Origin of the sequence: Providencia heimbachae ATCC 35613, assembly GCF_001655055.1 — a bacterium.
GTDB classification, from domain to species: domain Bacteria; phylum Pseudomonadota; class Gammaproteobacteria; order Enterobacterales; family Enterobacteriaceae; genus Providencia; species Providencia heimbachae.
Genome location: NZ_LXEW01000042.1, coordinates 1 through 15,855, shown reverse-complemented (window position 1 = coordinate 15,855; position 15,855 = coordinate 1). Strand labels below are relative to the sequence as shown.

The following is a 15,855-nucleotide window of genomic DNA, read 5'->3' as shown; positions in this document are numbered from 1 at the left end:
CAATGAGCATACACAAGTATGTGATTTGGGTTAACCCATGAAGCCAACAACGCGACGGCGCGAAGTATGACGAGGATGTTAATTACGATAAATAACCGTCCACTCACCGCCTACCCACCAGCTATGCTCCCCATCTGTCTCCGTTCGGCAACCGACACCCACACGAGCCTTACCGTTTTCAAATGGAAAAGCACAATCATATTTCGCTTCAACTACTATTTTCCCTGTCTTTTCATCCGCAAAGCCAATTTTATCCCCCTTTCTTATACGATATAGCCCTTCTTTTGCTTCATCAGGCCAATTATCAAAATAGTAAAGTCGATAAATTTCATTTCCCTGACTGTCTGCCATATACAGTCCACCATTAGGATCTAGCCGTAAGCAATACTGATAAGGCGAAGAAGATTCAAAGCATTTAATCTCATTTTTTTGATCATTAACCCACAGGGTATATTGCTCATCAAGATTATCTGCAAATAATGAGAAAGAAAGTGCCACTAATAATATTGGGCTAATTAAATATTTAACCATTACCATTCCTTTTTTATTTTTCTTGGTCTCTAGCCACAAAAAAAATTCTTTAAACTTCCGGCTATTAAACTTTTTCACATCATGAATACATGAAAGACTAAAAATACCTATTACGGCTTGTCTTGTGGAGGATCTACCGCTTAGTGCTGTAAAATTCAAGTCATTGTACCAGTCTCGCATAATCAAACATTGAATTCTTTCATTAATACCTCTGCATGCTACCAGAGTAATCAAACACTAAAAACATTGCTCACAGCTATCAACGAATAGAACATCAGAGATTACGGTTTGTGTTATTGGTCTCACTTATTTTTCAATTTATATGCCTAATATACCTAAGAGCCAAAATTAAAAACCTAAGAAAAATATCAATCTCATACTTCTATAAGAAAAATCTCAGTAATAATTTTGCTTTAGATACAAAACCTACACAATATTCCTAACACTATATCGAATATGTATTTATATTGAATTTTCATTATCTCGACAAAAAGATGATCAATAACAATTTAAATATTATAAACCGCTCAATAGTGTGTAAGTTTTTCACGCTAAGCATTCATTCGTAACATCTTCCTATTAGATACCGTCAAAACCATTAAAGAAAGTATCAAAGTATGTTAAAGTATTATTGAGAGCATGTAATATTTTTTACACACCGCAAATGGACTTAAAACAGAATAAATCTCCGTGAATTATAATGATAAACTTAATAAAAAACAAAATAATACCGTAACCAGTTGAATTTAACTAAAAATAACACTTTGAAACCAAGTTAAAATTAACAAAGCAGCAGACACTACCGGTTTGACAACCAATGTGAGTACGAATAAAATTATATCCGAAACGAAGAAATACTCTATTTAAATATATCCAAATTAATGTTTGTGATTATATTTATAATAATCAACTCAAATTAATTTAAATAAGAGCACTAATTTCATATTATATATATGGATTATTTTTATTATAAAAATAAAAACACGCATAAAATTCGATATACCTTAGAATTTAAAACCTACTACATAATTAGGAATAATGGATATGAAACTGAACAAACTTGCTATGATTGGTACTTTCGCTATTGCTGCTATTTCTTCTCAAGCATTTGCAGCACAAGATGCAACTGTTAACTTTAATGCACGCTTAGTTGCTGCAACTTGTGATATCAGTGCTTCTAAAGATTTAGTTAATTTAGGTACGCACTCACTAGATAAAGTAACAGATATTACTCAAGCAATTTCAGAATCTAATTTTAACTTAGTATTAAATAAATGTACTAAAGTTTATGATGATGAAGCACAAGCTAAAGAAGTTTCAATTCTAGCGACTGGTGAATCATTAACAGGCCACTCAGAAATGTTTGCTGATGCTCAATCATCGCAAATTGGTGTTAAATTAACGGGTGGTGATGCAAAAACACCTATCCTACCAAATACTGAAACCACTATTTCTGGCCTGAAAGTCATGGGTGACAATGACTATATCGTTCCTGTTGTTGCTGGTTTATATGCCACAACTAAAGATGGTGTTGTTGCTCAAAAATTAAATGTTCCAGTAACATTCAGTGTTGCATACGACTAATAACTATATTTAGTTAATTAGCCAGTTAAGCAGGCAGAAAATTATTCTCTGCCTGCTATAAAGGAAAATAAAATGATAAAATTAAAATCCTTATTCTTTATATTATTGGTTTTTTCATGTGCATCGCAAGCAGGTGTTGGTTTAAGCCAAACACGTATTATCATTGAAGAAGAAACTAATTCAGCAACGATTACTGCACGAAATGATGATAACAAATCTTATTTAGTCGCCAGTTTTATTACACAACAACTAAACAGCAAAACAGCTTTTGAAGGTTACTTTGTTATTACACCGTCTATTTTTAAGTTAGAACCAAAGCAAAGAAACATTATTAAAATTAAAGCTATTACTAGCAAATTTCCTAAAGATAAAGAAACAATGTATTACTTTCATTCACGTAATATTCCAGAAATGAATAAAGATGATGGTGTAAAGGTTGGGCTAGAAAGTGTCATTAAAATTTTCTATCGGCCTGCAAATTTAATAATGCCTCAAGAAACTGCATTTAGTGGAGTGAAGATAAAAAGCACCGAAAAAGGTGTCAAATTAATTAATAACTCACCTTATTACATTAATCTTGCTGGCCTTTATATTAATAAAAAATCAGTAAAACTCGATAAAAAAAATAATGTAATAGCACCATATGCAGAAGTAAATTATTTCAGCCAAATGAAAGATGGCTCAATTAAGTGGGCGGTAATCAATGATCTTGGAGGATACAATGAATACCATGGGACTATTGAGTAAAATAACATTGATTTTAGGTGCTATTTTATTCTCAAACCAACTTTTCGCTCAAAATGGACAAATACAGTTTAAAACAAAAATCACAAAAGGAACGTGTGAGTTCGATGATAACAGCGATTTAAATAAAACTATTGATTTCAATCAAATAGGAGTTTTAGTTGTATCTGAAGTTAACCAGTATTCAATTAAAGAACCGATCAAAACAGAAAGTTTTTCTTATTCCATAATTTGTAAAAATCATCCGGCTAATACAGAAAAAAACATTAAAATAAAATCAAAATCAGCGCCATCGACGCAGTTTCATAATGGAATATATTTCGGATTAAACGATATAACTAATACGGGTTTTTTACTAGAGTCATGCAATAAAAATAATCAAACTTGTCAGGCGGTCACTGATGATGGCGTAAGTACTTTTCCATCAACAACGAGTGATTCAGTTGAAGTTAATTATCGCGTTAGTCTTGTAAAACGGGAGAACGATGTAAAACCTGGCGATTCTAATGCTGCCGTTACTTTTGAATATTATCAGGATTAGGCCTCATGAGCGAAATTAAATGGACATTCCTGACTTTTTTAATGATTTTTATGTACTACCCTGCGATAGCTGATGATGATTACACCGTAAAGTATGAGTTTTCTGTCTTATTTTTAGCAAAAACCTGCGAAATTGATGTTCCAAATGAAATTTTGCTTGGTAACCAAGCGGGCATTACGACTGTAACTGAAATCAAGAATGGCAATGTGACTAAAAACTTTACTATCGGTTTAAAAAATTGCACTTCTCAAAACCAAAATTCAGCAGTGATTTATTTAGCATCAGGAAACACATTGAATGGAAGTAAAAATTTATTCAATGACGACCCAAATGGCGTTATTGGCGTTCAAATCTTAGAGGGAACACGCGTGATCAACGTTAATGAAAACCCATTAAGTAAGCCGAATAAAGAATCCATTATTTGGGAGAACATTCAAAGTGTTAGTGATACCAAAATGGTAAGCGCAAAACTACGTTGTGCCGAGAGCAATTGCGACCCTAGCGAAGGTGATTTCGCTGCGACATTAACTATTGGTTACTATGCCGATTAAAAATAGTGGAAATTAATATGAATAAGTTCATTCAAATTATCGTCAGTACATTGCTTATTTCACAATGCGCGGTTGCTGCAGTTTCATTAGATCACTCACGAATTATTTTTACTCAAAAAGATAAAAACCAGAGTATCACTGCCTACAATACAGCTACTAAAAATTATCTTATTCAAAGTTTGGTATTTTCTGATTTAAATTCTGAGTCGGTACCAAGTAATAATTTTACGGTTATACCACCGATTGTGGTATTAAAAGAAAATTCAAATAATGCACTAAAAATAATTCCTAAAGCATTAAGTGAATTACCTAGTGACAGAGAGTCACTCTCTTACCTCATGGTTAATTTCATACCTGAAACAAAACAAAGAAATAATGAAGATAACAATCAAATAAATACAAAATTTAATTTATCAACAAAGATAGTAATAAAAATATTTTATCGCCCTAACGGTATTAAAGGACATGTAAGTGATTATATCAACAAATTTACCGCTAAGCAGTCAGGCAACAAAATTATAATAAGTAACCCATCGCCTTACTATTATACATTAGTGAATATTAAAATGGACAATGATGCCTATGTCAGCGATAGAGCACCAATGATAGCGCCATTTTCCACATTAGAACTGCATGTAAATAAAAAAATATCAAGATTAGAATGGAATATTATTAATGATTATGGCGGAGAAACTAAAGCTAACCCGCTAATACTAAATGGCATATAACATGAAAAAAAACTATCTATTGTATTTTTTTGCTTTGTTTTTCTTTTTACCTATTTTATCGATAGCAAACACCCCAACTGGCTTTGATTTTGTACTTAAAAGATATGTTTATAACGAAAGCGATAGAGGCGGTATTAGTATTGATATGGTTAATGGAAACCAAGAAAGTTATTTGATGGAAGCATGGGTAAATAATACGGATGAAGACATTCTATTACCTAAAGGAAACAATACAACTGAATCTATTCCATTTATCATTTTACCTCCACTAAGAAAGATGGACCCTGGAGTGGGAACATCATGGAATATACGCCGTATCAGCAGTCAAGTGAATGGTATTGATATACCAAAAGATAGGGAAAGTTTATTTTGGATAGGTATTAGAGGTATCCCAAGTGAAGAAAAAGAAAAAAGTGAAAACAATATTCATTTAAATATCGTCCCAACATTTTATTTTAAATTACTCTATAGGCCGAAAAAAATTGAAGAATTAAAAACCAGTAAATTAGCAAAAGAAATAAAAATATCAACAAAAAATAATACATTAATAATAGAAAACCCGACACCTTTTTATTTTACATTTGATTACTTAAAGGTTTCAGGAAGTAATATTCGAAATGGTGAAAGAGAAATTACGCTAACACCCTTTTCAACAAAAAAGATTACGCTACCAAATAGCACTAATGGAAAAATTGAGTGGCGATTTACGGATGAATATTTGATGGAATTAACCAACGAGTCCTCAAATTAAATTTCCTGTTGAAACATTATTAACTATAACAATTGGCAATGAATGGTGATGCAGTGAAAGGGATGAAAATAAAAATAATCGCATTAGAGGTTTTTGCATGTTGTTATGCATTAATACCTTCTTTTACACATGCTGAATCCTATTACGACCCCGGCTTACTAATGCATGGTAGCGGAATCGATGTATCCCAAATCGATTTAAATGACTTTTCAAAAAGTAATGCCCTATCACCGGGAACTTATGAAGTTACTGTGAATGTCAATATGATCCCAGCAGGGGATTTCAATATTGCCTTTGAAAAACAAAAAAATGATCATGTCACACCCGTGTTTACAATCAGTGAATTAAATAAATTTGGCATCAATACCAATTCGTTACCTAAACTAAGAGATCTCACTGACGACACAATCATCTCAGATTTACCTGATTACATTACTGATTCTACCGTTATCTTTGATGCACAGACACTGACAATTAACCTGTCTATTCCTCAAATTGCAATGGTGCCAAATTTTGTCGGTTATGTTCCCCCTGAATTACGTGATGATGGTGTCACTGCCTTAGTCATGGACTATATTTTTAACTATAGTAATAACAAACAATTAGCTAAAAACCATCAAAAATCAGGCTCCACAGATTCTATTTTTACTAATTTGAATGCTGGTATTAATGTTGGCCCTTGGAGACTGCGCACAAGTTATTTATATAATTATAATAAAGATAGCAATTCATCTAGCGTCAGTGATTCCAAATTCTCTAATACTTATGTATACAGAACCATTAATACGATTAAATCGACATTAAAAGCAGGTGAAATATCAACCGAAGGGAATATCTTCGATTCGATTCCGATGAAAGGGGCAAGCTTAAAATCCAATTCTAGGTTGGATCCTAGCAGTGTCCAAGGCTTTGCTCCTATCGTAGAAGGCATTGCTAACTCTAACGCAACCGTCACCGTACGCCAAAATGGAAGCGTTGTTTATCAAACGTTTGTCGCTCCAGGTCGTTTTATTATTAGAGATATCCCTGCGAGTGGTTTAGCGGGAGATATGGAAGTCACTATCGAAGAAGAAAATGGCAAACAGACAATATTTACTCAGGCTTATTCATCACTTCCAATGATGGAACGACAAGGTTCATATAACTATGAATTTGCGACAGGTCGTTACAATGGAGGGATAACCACAAGCTCAGCAGAAAAAACATTTGCCCTTGGTTCATTCAGTATAGGTTTACCTCTCAATATGACCACCTATGGTGGTCTACTTGCAGCGAGTGGATATACATCGTTTGTTGGAGGTATTGGTCTTTCTTTAGGTGTGCTCGGTGCTCTTTCAACTGACGTAACTCATTCAGATGCAAAGTTTTCCGATAAAAATCTAAAAGGTCAATCTTATCGGATCCGTTACTCAAAAAGCTTGCTTTCAACAGGGACATCTTTTGATTTAACCGCACTGCGTTATACCACAGAGAATTTCTATTCATTCACTGATTACAATAATGCAGGACATGACATTAAAGATGGGTTAGCACCTTGGACAGGTTCGAGGCAGCGCTACAGCTTCCAAACATCAATCAGCCAATCCTTTGATAACTATGGCTCGTTATCCTTAAGAGCTGCAAAAAACACCTATTGGAATGGCTTAAGTTCGAATACCACTGCCGGAATGACGTACAACAATAACTACAAAGGTGTATCTTATAGCCTAAGTTATATCGTTGACCGTGTAAAAAGCAACAATAATACATGGCCAGAAAATCGCGTGGTTTCTTTTGATGTGTCCGTACCTTTGAGCTTGTTTTCAAATAGTGAGTTAGCTCAATCCATGAGTGCTAGGTATGGTATTAGCTATGATAATCACGGAGATACAAGACACCAAACAGGGTTAACTGGCAGTGCATTAAACAATAATTTTAGCTATGGAATGTACCAAAACTACAATAGTAGTGACGATAGCTATGGTGGCAGCTTAAATGGTTCATACTCTGCAAATAACTCCACTATCTCAGCGGGCTATAGCTACTCAGATACTAATCGAGCAATGAATGCCAGCATGAGTGGTAGGTTAATTGCTCATTCGGATGGCATTACTCTGTCACCGAATGTAGGTGACACAATGGCAATTATAACGGCGGATGGAGCGAAAGGTGCCGCATTAATGACTGGTTCGAAATTTGACCGTTTTGGCAATGCTATTATTACACAACTCGCAAGCAACACTGCAAATCAAATTTCCATTAATGTTAATACGCTACCCGATGATATCACATTTAAAGATACCTCCATGATGGTCTACCCAACCGATGGTGCTGTTATTAAACGCAATTTTAAAACAAAAATTGGTTATCAAGTCATTATTAATATGAGTACCTCAGGAAAAACACCACCATTCGGCGCCATTGCCTCTCTTGTCTCTGATGACAAAGATGATGATGTTAATACCGGCATTGTAGGTTCAAACAATCAACTTTATATGAGTGGATTACCGAATTCAGGAAGTATTAATATTAAATGGGGTAATCAAACTGGCCAATGCTCCATCAATTATAGCGAGCTTGAAAGGATTCAAGTAACTGCGGACTCCCCTGTTAGAACCATAAATGCAGAATGTAAATAATATTTCAATTAACCAATTAATTTAGATTTATAAAGGTATTCTAATGAAGAAATTCCAATTATCACTTTCTTGCTATGTGATGCCAAGTTTACTTTTAGCACTTCTCGTCGGAGTGCATCCTTCTGCATTCTCTGCAGATAAGCTTACGGTGAGAGCAGGCCAGAACGGATATTTAGGAGAACTTTATCCATCGTCTAGAACTGCCAATTTAAATACACATGCAAGATACGTAAGTACATCCAGCTACCCATTAACGCAGCCGGATGTTAACTACCCTATGCTTCCGCACCGAGATACTTATCTTAAATTTGCAACAATATCAAGTAATATAATTGGCTCAAATTTCCCAACCTATAATGGTGCTCCAGGCATTAGGCTAATCAATGAAAATGATAACAGCCGCATTATTATTCTATTGCTTAATGGTACAGTTACAGCTTCTTATAAAAACTCAAGCTATTTAACGGTAACCAAGAATGCCGTTTTAAAAGAATCTCGACAAATATCAGGGCAACTTAAATCTAGTGGTCATTTATCGTGGGGATTAGAATATAGTTCGACTAATATCAATAACTATTTTCAGGCAGGAGGCACGCCTACTGGGTTTATTCGTGCTGATATCACCAGTTTTTCGGCCTATTCAAGTTCTCAGTCAGGCGGGCCAACAACGGTAGCAAAAGGCCGCTATAAACTATCAACAGGTGAGCGCCTTGTATTTGGGCAAGGGACTATCTATTCCTACATGGGGTGGAGCAGTTCAGAAACCAGTTTACTCAATGATAATACATTAAGTATAGAGGCTTTAGATTCATGTACTGTCGCACCACTAACGGCGACAAATATCATCTTTGGTACACAATTTTCAGGTTATAAGCAAAATCAACTACTCGAAACTCGCCCTGCAACTATGGCGATCAACTGTGTAACTACTGGAAAATTGTTAATGGTGCTTTCAGCCAACCAACCATTGCATGGGCAGACCAGTGCGGGAACAACATCAGGAACTAATCTTGCAGGAATGGCGTTAGATGCAGTATCAGGAAATAGTAATAACTCAACAGAACGTCCTTATATTGTAACCACTAAAGTTCCACCACCTTCCGATATTTGCCGAAATGGGAACGCGAGCGCATTAGTTTATTACGACCGAATCAAACTAGGTGATATTACAACCACAAACCTACAACAAAATTTATACTTTAACCTTTGCCATAATGGAACTGTTAGACCAGGTGGTTATAGAGGAAGTGTCGACGTTTCTTTCTATTTAGAATAAATGTTAATCGCTATTTTAATACCGAATACTCACGTATTATAAAGGCGCCATGATAAGTGCTATGACGCCTTTATTCACTATTTGAAAAAAACTACCCTTTCACCTCAACGCTACTGGCTGCTTTTACTGCCATATCTAAAGCTTGATCAATATCATCCGCAATCGCCAATGCCACACCTAATCGGCGTGTTCCTGCAATTTCGGGTTTGCCAAATAAGCGAAGTTGAACATCACTATCTAATGCTTTATTAATCCTGGAAAAGATCACATTATGGCTATGTAATTCAGGCAAAATAACCGCAGAGGCGCTTGGGCCATATTGGCGTATTTTGCCAATAGGAAAACCTAAAAATGCACGTACATGCAAAGCAAATTCAGATAGATTTTGAGAAATTAATGTCACCATCCCCGTGTCATGAGGTCTCGGAGAAACTTCATTAAAAATGATTTCATCCCCACAAACAAATAGTTCCACACCAAATAAACCATAACCACCCAAAGCAGAAACAATTTTAGCGGCTACATCTTGAGCTTTTTTCAGTGCAACTTCACTCATGGCTTGCGGTTGCCATGATTCACGGTAGTCGCCTTTTTCTTGTCGATGGCCAACCGGTGCGCAAAATTGAATACCATCAACGGCACTGATCGTTAATAGCGTAATTTCAAAATCAAAATTCACCATTTTTTCAACAATGACACGGCCTTGTCCTGTTCGTCCACCTTCTTGAGAATAATGCCAAGCCGATTCAAGCTGTTCAGGTGAACGAATAATACTTTGCCCTTTACCTGATGAGCTCATTACTGGCTTAACAATGCAGGGAAAACCAATTTCTATCGCTGCCGCGACAAAATCAGTTTTATTTTCAACAAAACGGTATTCGGAAGTCGGTAAATCTAACTGTTCTGATGCAAGGCGGCGAATGCCTTCTCTATTCATGGTTAAATAGACTGCATTAGCAGAAGGTACAATTTTTTGTCCTTGTTGCTCTAATTCAATTAATGTCTTAGTCGCTATTGCTTCAATTTCAGGAACAATAAAATCAGGTTTTTCAACCTCAACCAATTGACGTAATGCTTCACCATCGAGCATATTTATCGTATGGCTTCGGTGTGCAACATGCATAGCCGGTGCGTTGTCGTAACGATCAACCGCAATAACTTCAATGCCAAGGCGTTGGCATTCAATAGCAACTTCCTTTCCGAGTTCACCCGATCCTAGAAGCATGACTTTTGTCGCTGAAGGGCAAAGCGCTGTACCTAATTGACTCATAATTAATAACCTTTTGATGCGGCTGTGCATTAAATAAATAGATTTGATTATACACGCAATCGTTTGCTTTCACTATACAGAAGTCGACTTACCAAGAAAGGCACTTGCTTTTTATTATAACAAATTAGAGTTGAGGTGTTTCATCGCGCCCGGTAATAAAAGGTTCTCGCCGATGGAACTTGGTGTAACGCTTATGTAATAGAGCAAGAATACAAAATAATAAACCGATCCAAATAAGTGAAAAGCTCACGCCTTTCACCCAATCAAATAGCTCATTGAATAAGAATACCGCTAATAAAAATTGAATAGTTGGCTCAATATATTGCGCTAACCCAATGACGGTTAATGTTGTTCTTTTAATTGCTGCGGTAAAAAAGAGTAGTGGAATAATCGTTACCGGGGCTGCAAGCATATACAATACCTTTGTTTGCCAATCGCCTCCCATCACAGCACTCATCCCATTAGCCGATAACCACCATGTTATTCCTAATGCGAGCGGTAGTAACCAAAGCGCTTCTAAAAATAAAGAAGTGATGACATCAAACCGAATAAATTTACGGATTAAGCCATAAACAGCAAAGGCACTCCCCATCACTAAAGCCAGAATAGGTAACTCGCCGTATTGCCATATTTGAAATACAACACCCGTAAAAATAAAAACAACAGCCAATTTTTCAGCAAAGACTAATCTTTCTTTTAGAAATAAAACACCCAATAAAATAGAAAATAGCGGGTTAATAAAATAGCCCAAGCTAGCAGCTAATACTTGTCCATGAGTAAGGGCATAAGTAAATGCCGTCCACGAAACAGCCATAATCGCCGAACTAAATAAACATAAAATAATTGAGCGCTTATCTGCCCAGACTTGTGACCACAATGATTTATTTTTAATGGCGAGGCGAATTAAAAACAAGAAAGGAATCGACCAAATAAGACGTTGAGCTAAAAGTTCTAAAGATTGTGCGCCAGGGAGTAAGCGATAAAATAGAGGAGTAACGCCCCATAATATATAAGAAAAGATAGCTAAGGCCACCCCTGAACGCAGTAACATAATTTACCCGTAATAGAATATGATAAAGTAAAATTCTTTCAATATCATACGCCAAAATTTATAAAATAGAATGTCTCGCGCATGATAAAAAACATCTTAATTGATGAGAAATAAATTAAAGCAATGCACTGTAAAATTAAGGTGACGAATTTACACCACCTTAAATATAAATATTACAGCTCTCGTTGATGCAATGGCGGCTGCTGTGCAATAAAGTCTATCAACTCTTGTTGAGTCGGTGCTGCACTAATCGCCCCTTTTCGCGTTGTTGCCAATGCACCACAGGCCGCAGCTTGTGTCACTATTTTCATGAAATAGTCTTCATTATCTAAAATGCCATATTGTGCAATTGCCGCAAGTAACCCCGCCATGAAAGCATCTCCAGCACCTGTTGTATCAACGCTTTCCACTAAGTAAGCACTGATAGCAACTTGGCTATTTGGCGTTATCACTAGACACCCTTTAGCGCCCTGCGTAACTATTTTTAACCGAGCTGGATATTTTTGAAGTTTCTCTACTGCATTTTCTAAAGTCATTTCTTTGGTTAACCAAAGTAGCTCATCATCTGATAGTTTTAATATATCGGCTTCAGAGGAAAAAGCATCAATAACGGCATACATTTCATTAAGGTCAGGCCACATCTGTGGGCGCAAATTAATATCAAAACTTAATAATCCACTGGCATGCTTCATTTTTTCGATTGCTTTTGCTAGTGAAGTCCGACAAACAATATTCACCAATGCTAATGAGCAAAAATGCAAAATATCTTTATCAAATAAAGGTAGATTTTTATGACTCAAAAATTGGTCTGCCGAAGGGGAAACTAAAAAAGAAAATTCCCGCTCACCATTTTCATGCAAAGAAACAAGAACGGTACTGGTACGATGCTGTTGATCAAATTCCATAGCACTGGTATCAACGCCTAAATCAAATAGGGTTTTCTGCATAAAATGGCCAAAAGCATCTTCACCTACTCTGCCGATAAAACCACTTGATTGGCCTAATTTAGCAACTCCTGCGGCAACATTGACAGGAGCACCACCAGCACATGCTTCATATTGCATATTTTGCAACGGAATTAAATCGACAACCGCATCACCTAACGACCAGATTTTCATCGTATCTCCTCTGTTTGCCTTATCACTCGATATACTCATGAACATTTACCTATCAAGGTAAAAACGGATAAATTAGTACTAGCAAAATAATTTTGTTAACGTTAACATGAAGTATAAGTAAACGATTATCGAAACGCACGAATTATCTCACTGTTATTCTATTTAATAATGATATCTGTCGGTTGATACCGCAAAGAACATCATTAAACGTACAAGGGGACATGATGAAGCAGCGCATTGAACTCGCCACTAACGCGATAAAAAAAGCAAGAAAATCATTAAACAAGCAATTTTATCCGCACTACCATCTAGCCCCTTATGCAGGTTGGCTTAATGATCCTAATGGGCTAATTTATCATGACGGCTTATACCATGCTTTTTATCAACATCACCCTTTTAGCTCCCTTTGGGGGCCAATGCATTGGGGTCACGCAACAAGTGAAGATATGATCCATTGGCAACATCAGCCTATCGCGCTAGCACCGGGTGATGAGTACGATAAGGATGGCTGTTTTTCTGGCTCAGCGGTGAGTCACGAAGGAAAATTATATCTATTTTACACTGGTCATATCTGGCTTAATGGCGCGAATGATGATAGCGCAATCCATCAAACCCAATGTGTCGCTATCAGCGATGATGGTATTCACTTTGAAAAAAAAGGGGTTGTTATTCCATCTCCTGAAGGATTCATGCATTTTCGTGATCCTAAAGTTTGGTTTCAAGATGGGAAATGGTGGATGGTTGTTGGTGCAAGAGATGCACTTGATCAAGGACAAATTTTATTATTCAGTACGACCGATTTGTTAAATTGGAATGATGAATACCAAACCCTTGCCAAAACCGAAGATAAAAATGTCTATATGTGGGAATGCCCTGACTTTTTTCCTCTCGGTAATCACTTTATTACTTTATTTTCGCCCCAAGGTAAAAAATCTCAAGACTACCAATTCCGTAACCTTTACCAAAATGGTTATTTAGTCGGCCAATGGGCTCCAGATCAACCTTATGAAATTACACATCAATTTTCTGAGCTAGATTTTGGCCAAGATTTTTATGCACCACAAACTTTTCTAGCAAAAGATGGTCGACGTATTGCGATGGCTTGGATGGATATGTGGGAAAGTCATATGCCATCACAAGAACACGGTTGGTCTGGGTGCTTTACATTACCGCGAGAATTAGTACTGAACGATCAGGGTAAAATTATTGCTAACCCAATTGAAGAATTAAAAACATTACGCCAAGATGAAAAAATAATTCCTTCAACTATATTAATAAAAAATACAGATATTCTTATTAATGAGAATGCGACTTGTTGTGAATTAGAATTAGTTTGGGATTTGCAAAATAGCTCAGCTGAAAAATTTGGTTTTTGGATCGGTAATGGTATTCAATTTTATATTGATAACCAAAATCAAAAATTAACATTATCTCGCCACTATCCTAAATATATTATTAGTGATAGCCGTAGTACGGAATTGCCCAAGACCAAACAACTTAAAATCCGCGCATTTATTGATAAATCAAGTTTAGAAGTTTTTATCAATGATGGGGAACAAACCTTTAGTTGCCGAATATATCCACAAGATAGTGATTATACTTTGAAGTTATTCGCCATAAATCAAAGTGCAAAATTGGATAACGGTACGTTTTGGAACCTAGAGAGAGCCATCAGTTAAATTAAAACGAACTTCGTTCAAGCAAATCACAAGGCACATGCTGAGTATCCGTATGCTGCCTTTCTTCTATTATGTGTAAAGTTGCTTCTTGTCCTATCTGGTAATGGGGTAACGTTATTGTACTTAATGGCGGATAAAATAACTCACCAACACCAATCATATTATCGTAACCCAGTACGGCGATATCGCTAGGAATACGCAATCCCTTACTTAGTAATATTTGATATGCAAGGAAGGCGATTCGATCGTTACCGCAAACCACCACATCAAAATCAGGCTGACCATCTGGACAGTGATTATTAATAAGATCGACGACATCAATATAGTGCTCGTCTCCGAACTCAAGATGATATTGCATCAATGACTCAGCAGGCAACTTTGCGTTTGCCCATGCAGCTTCAACGGCCTCTCGTCGGATTTTGCCCGCTAAGGTCTCTTTCGGGATATAAAGGCATAATGGTTTTTTGTACCCCTTCTCAATTAAACGGCATATCCCAGCATATTGGCCATTAAAATCATCCGGTATATAAGCGGGGAATTGTTTATCTTGACTAATACAGTTAGCGAGTACTAAACGGCTTTTGTGCAATGACTCCGGAATAATGACGTCTCTGAGACCCATGGTTGTATAAATTATACCATCAGGCCGTTGAGATAATAGTTGGCGAACAGCTCTATCATAATCATCGTTAGAGGTTATGTTGACAACAAAGCTGCTCCAGCCAAATTGCCTTGCAGTCTGCTCAATCGATAGAATTATTTCCACTGAAAATGGTGTTGTGGCAGTATCAAGGGCTAATACGCCGACCGTTGAAACTCGAGAACTTTTTCCCCTAATTTTACGAGCAGAAAAATCAGGCACATAATTAAGTGTCTCAATGGCCTGTTGCACCTGCTTAAGGGTTTCGGGTTTTAGCAGTTCAGGATTATTGATAGCTCTCGAGACTGTCATTAAGGAAACGCTCGCTAATCGAGCTACATCTTTCAAAGAAGCCATTAAGTATATTCACTCATTACAATAGAACAAATATAAATTCTATCATGTTACTTATAAAAAGCACTCACTCTTCGTGAATAAACAACTCGGTACTATCACTAAACAAAACTACATAAAATCGACAATATAGGCTTTTTATGACTACCATTTTAAGATATTATCATTCTATTCTATAAAAAGATTTTATAGGATGCCTCACAAAAATACGCATAGAGCACGTAAATTCACTTATATTGTTACAAAGCATTAATCGTTTCTTACTCATTGACACGTACTTTAACCATTGTTTCTATTTTTATATTAAATTTAGCTAGATGATACTTTTAATATAATTTAAGGTCAGTAACACATTAATAAAAAAAACAACGTTTAGTAGAAAATATTATTGCCAATTTTACTTGGTATCTTATTTATCT

General features: G+C 36.1%; 14 protein-coding genes. 9 read left to right on the top strand and 5 right to left on the bottom strand.

Annotated elements, in window-relative coordinates:
• Positions 1-78: 78 nt before the first annotated feature.
• Positions 79-531, bottom strand: coding sequence for a WG repeat-containing protein (locus tag M998_RS15390; RefSeq protein WP_068446275.1), 453 nt, complete (start codon positions 529-531; stop codon positions 79-81).
• A 1,044-nt stretch (positions 532-1,575) separates the two neighbouring features.
• Here M998_RS15390 and M998_RS15385 point away from each other — a divergent pair.
• The 8 genes from M998_RS15385 to M998_RS15355 all read left to right on the top strand — a co-directional run bounded on the left by M998_RS15385 (position 1,576) and on the right by M998_RS15355 (position 9,324).
• The gene (locus M998_RS15385; protein WP_068446277.1) at positions 1,576-2,115 is read left to right on the top strand and encodes a fimbrial protein; all 540 of its coding nucleotides are present in this window, start codon (positions 1,576-1,578) and stop codon (positions 2,113-2,115) included.
• A gap of 72 nt (positions 2,116-2,187) precedes the next feature.
• Complete coding sequence (locus tag M998_RS15380; RefSeq protein ID WP_068446279.1) at positions 2,188-2,862, top strand: fimbrial biogenesis chaperone; 675 nt, start codon at positions 2,188-2,190, stop codon at positions 2,860-2,862.
• Entirely contained in the window at positions 2,837-3,400 is a 564-nt protein-coding gene (locus M998_RS15375) for a fimbrial protein (RefSeq protein WP_068446281.1), read from the top strand. The genes M998_RS15380 and M998_RS15375 overlap by 26 nt, the downstream gene beginning before the upstream one ends.
• 5 nt (positions 3,401-3,405) lie before the next feature.
• Complete coding sequence (locus M998_RS15370; protein WP_068909679.1) at positions 3,406-3,951, top strand: fimbrial protein; 546 nt, start codon at positions 3,406-3,408, stop codon at positions 3,949-3,951.
• A gap of 17 nt (positions 3,952-3,968) precedes the next feature.
• On the top strand, positions 3,969-4,679 hold the full coding sequence (locus tag M998_RS19455; protein WP_068446285.1) for a fimbrial biogenesis chaperone: 711 nt from the start codon (positions 3,969-3,971) through the stop codon (positions 4,677-4,679).
• A 1-nt stretch (position 4,680) separates the two neighbouring features.
• Positions 4,681-5,430 carry a fimbrial biogenesis chaperone gene (locus M998_RS15365; RefSeq protein WP_169817216.1) on the top strand — a complete coding sequence of 250 codons (750 nt, stop codon included), beginning with the start codon at positions 4,681-4,683 and terminating at the stop codon, positions 5,428-5,430.
• Positions 5,431-5,492: 62 nt separating this feature from the next.
• Positions 5,493-8,048 carry a fimbria/pilus outer membrane usher protein gene (locus tag M998_RS15360; RefSeq protein ID WP_169817215.1) on the top strand — a complete coding sequence of 852 codons (2,556 nt, stop codon included), beginning with the start codon at positions 5,493-5,495 and terminating at the stop codon, positions 8,046-8,048.
• Positions 8,049-8,091: 43 nt separating this feature from the next.
• Positions 8,092-9,324, top strand: coding sequence for a hypothetical protein (locus M998_RS15355; RefSeq protein ID WP_068446291.1), 1,233 nt, complete (start codon positions 8,092-8,094; stop codon positions 9,322-9,324).
• Positions 9,325-9,415: 91 nt separating this feature from the next.
• On the opposite strand, the gene purT is transcribed toward M998_RS15355, so the two are convergent.
• From purT to M998_RS15340, 3 genes are all read right to left on the bottom strand, one after another.
• Complete coding sequence (gene purT / locus M998_RS15350; RefSeq protein WP_068446293.1) at positions 9,416-10,594, bottom strand: formate-dependent phosphoribosylglycinamide formyltransferase; 1,179 nt, start codon at positions 10,592-10,594, stop codon at positions 9,416-9,418.
• A 124-nt stretch (positions 10,595-10,718) separates the two neighbouring features.
• Positions 10,719-11,645, bottom strand: a complete 927-nt coding sequence (rarD, locus tag M998_RS15345; RefSeq protein WP_068909677.1) for an EamA family transporter RarD — start codon at positions 11,643-11,645, stop codon at positions 10,719-10,721.
• A 173-nt stretch (positions 11,646-11,818) separates the two neighbouring features.
• Positions 11,819-12,763, bottom strand: a complete 945-nt coding sequence (locus M998_RS15340; RefSeq protein WP_068909675.1) for a PfkB family carbohydrate kinase — start codon at positions 12,761-12,763, stop codon at positions 11,819-11,821.
• Between the two features lie 224 nt (positions 12,764-12,987).
• Between M998_RS15340 and M998_RS15335 the strand changes: the two genes are divergently transcribed.
• On the top strand, positions 12,988-14,442 hold the full coding sequence (locus M998_RS15335; RefSeq protein ID WP_068909673.1) for a glycoside hydrolase family 32 protein: 1,455 nt from the start codon (positions 12,988-12,990) through the stop codon (positions 14,440-14,442).
• Position 14,443: 1 nt separating this feature from the next.
• Here the strand turns inward: M998_RS15335 and M998_RS15330 are convergent, their stop codons facing one another.
• Positions 14,444-15,439 carry a LacI family DNA-binding transcriptional regulator gene (locus M998_RS15330; RefSeq protein ID WP_068446302.1) on the bottom strand — a complete coding sequence of 332 codons (996 nt, stop codon included), beginning with the start codon at positions 15,437-15,439 and terminating at the stop codon, positions 14,444-14,446.
• Positions 15,440-15,855: the final 416 nt, after the last annotated feature.

Coding starts and splice junctions, on each gene's coding strand:
- M998_RS15390 (WP_068446275.1), bottom strand. CDS start 531: ATGGTTAAATATTTAATTAGCCCAATATTATTAGTGGCACTTTCTTTC.
- M998_RS15385 (WP_068446277.1), top strand. CDS start 1,576: ATGAAACTGAACAAACTTGCTATGATTGGTACTTTCGCTATTGCTGCT.
- M998_RS15380 (WP_068446279.1), top strand. CDS start 2,188: ATGATAAAATTAAAATCCTTATTCTTTATATTATTGGTTTTTTCATGT.
- M998_RS15375 (WP_068446281.1), top strand. CDS start 2,837: ATGAATACCATGGGACTATTGAGTAAAATAACATTGATTTTAGGTGCT.
- M998_RS15370 (WP_068909679.1), top strand. CDS start 3,406: ATGAGCGAAATTAAATGGACATTCCTGACTTTTTTAATGATTTTTATG.
- M998_RS19455 (WP_068446285.1), top strand. CDS start 3,969: ATGAATAAGTTCATTCAAATTATCGTCAGTACATTGCTTATTTCACAA.
- M998_RS15365 (WP_169817216.1), top strand. CDS start 4,681: ATGAAAAAAAACTATCTATTGTATTTTTTTGCTTTGTTTTTCTTTTTA.
- M998_RS15360 (WP_169817215.1), top strand. CDS start 5,493: ATGAAAATAAAAATAATCGCATTAGAGGTTTTTGCATGTTGTTATGCA.
- M998_RS15355 (WP_068446291.1), top strand. CDS start 8,092: ATGAAGAAATTCCAATTATCACTTTCTTGCTATGTGATGCCAAGTTTA.
- purT (WP_068446293.1), bottom strand. CDS start 10,594: ATGAGTCAATTAGGTACAGCGCTTTGCCCTTCAGCGACAAAAGTCATG.
- rarD (WP_068909677.1), bottom strand. CDS start 11,645: ATGTTACTGCGTTCAGGGGTGGCCTTAGCTATCTTTTCTTATATATTA.
- M998_RS15340 (WP_068909675.1), bottom strand. CDS start 12,763: ATGAAAATCTGGTCGTTAGGTGATGCGGTTGTCGATTTAATTCCGTTG.
- M998_RS15335 (WP_068909673.1), top strand. CDS start 12,988: ATGAAGCAGCGCATTGAACTCGCCACTAACGCGATAAAAAAAGCAAGA.
- M998_RS15330 (WP_068446302.1), bottom strand. CDS start 15,439: ATGGCTTCTTTGAAAGATGTAGCTCGATTAGCGAGCGTTTCCTTAATG.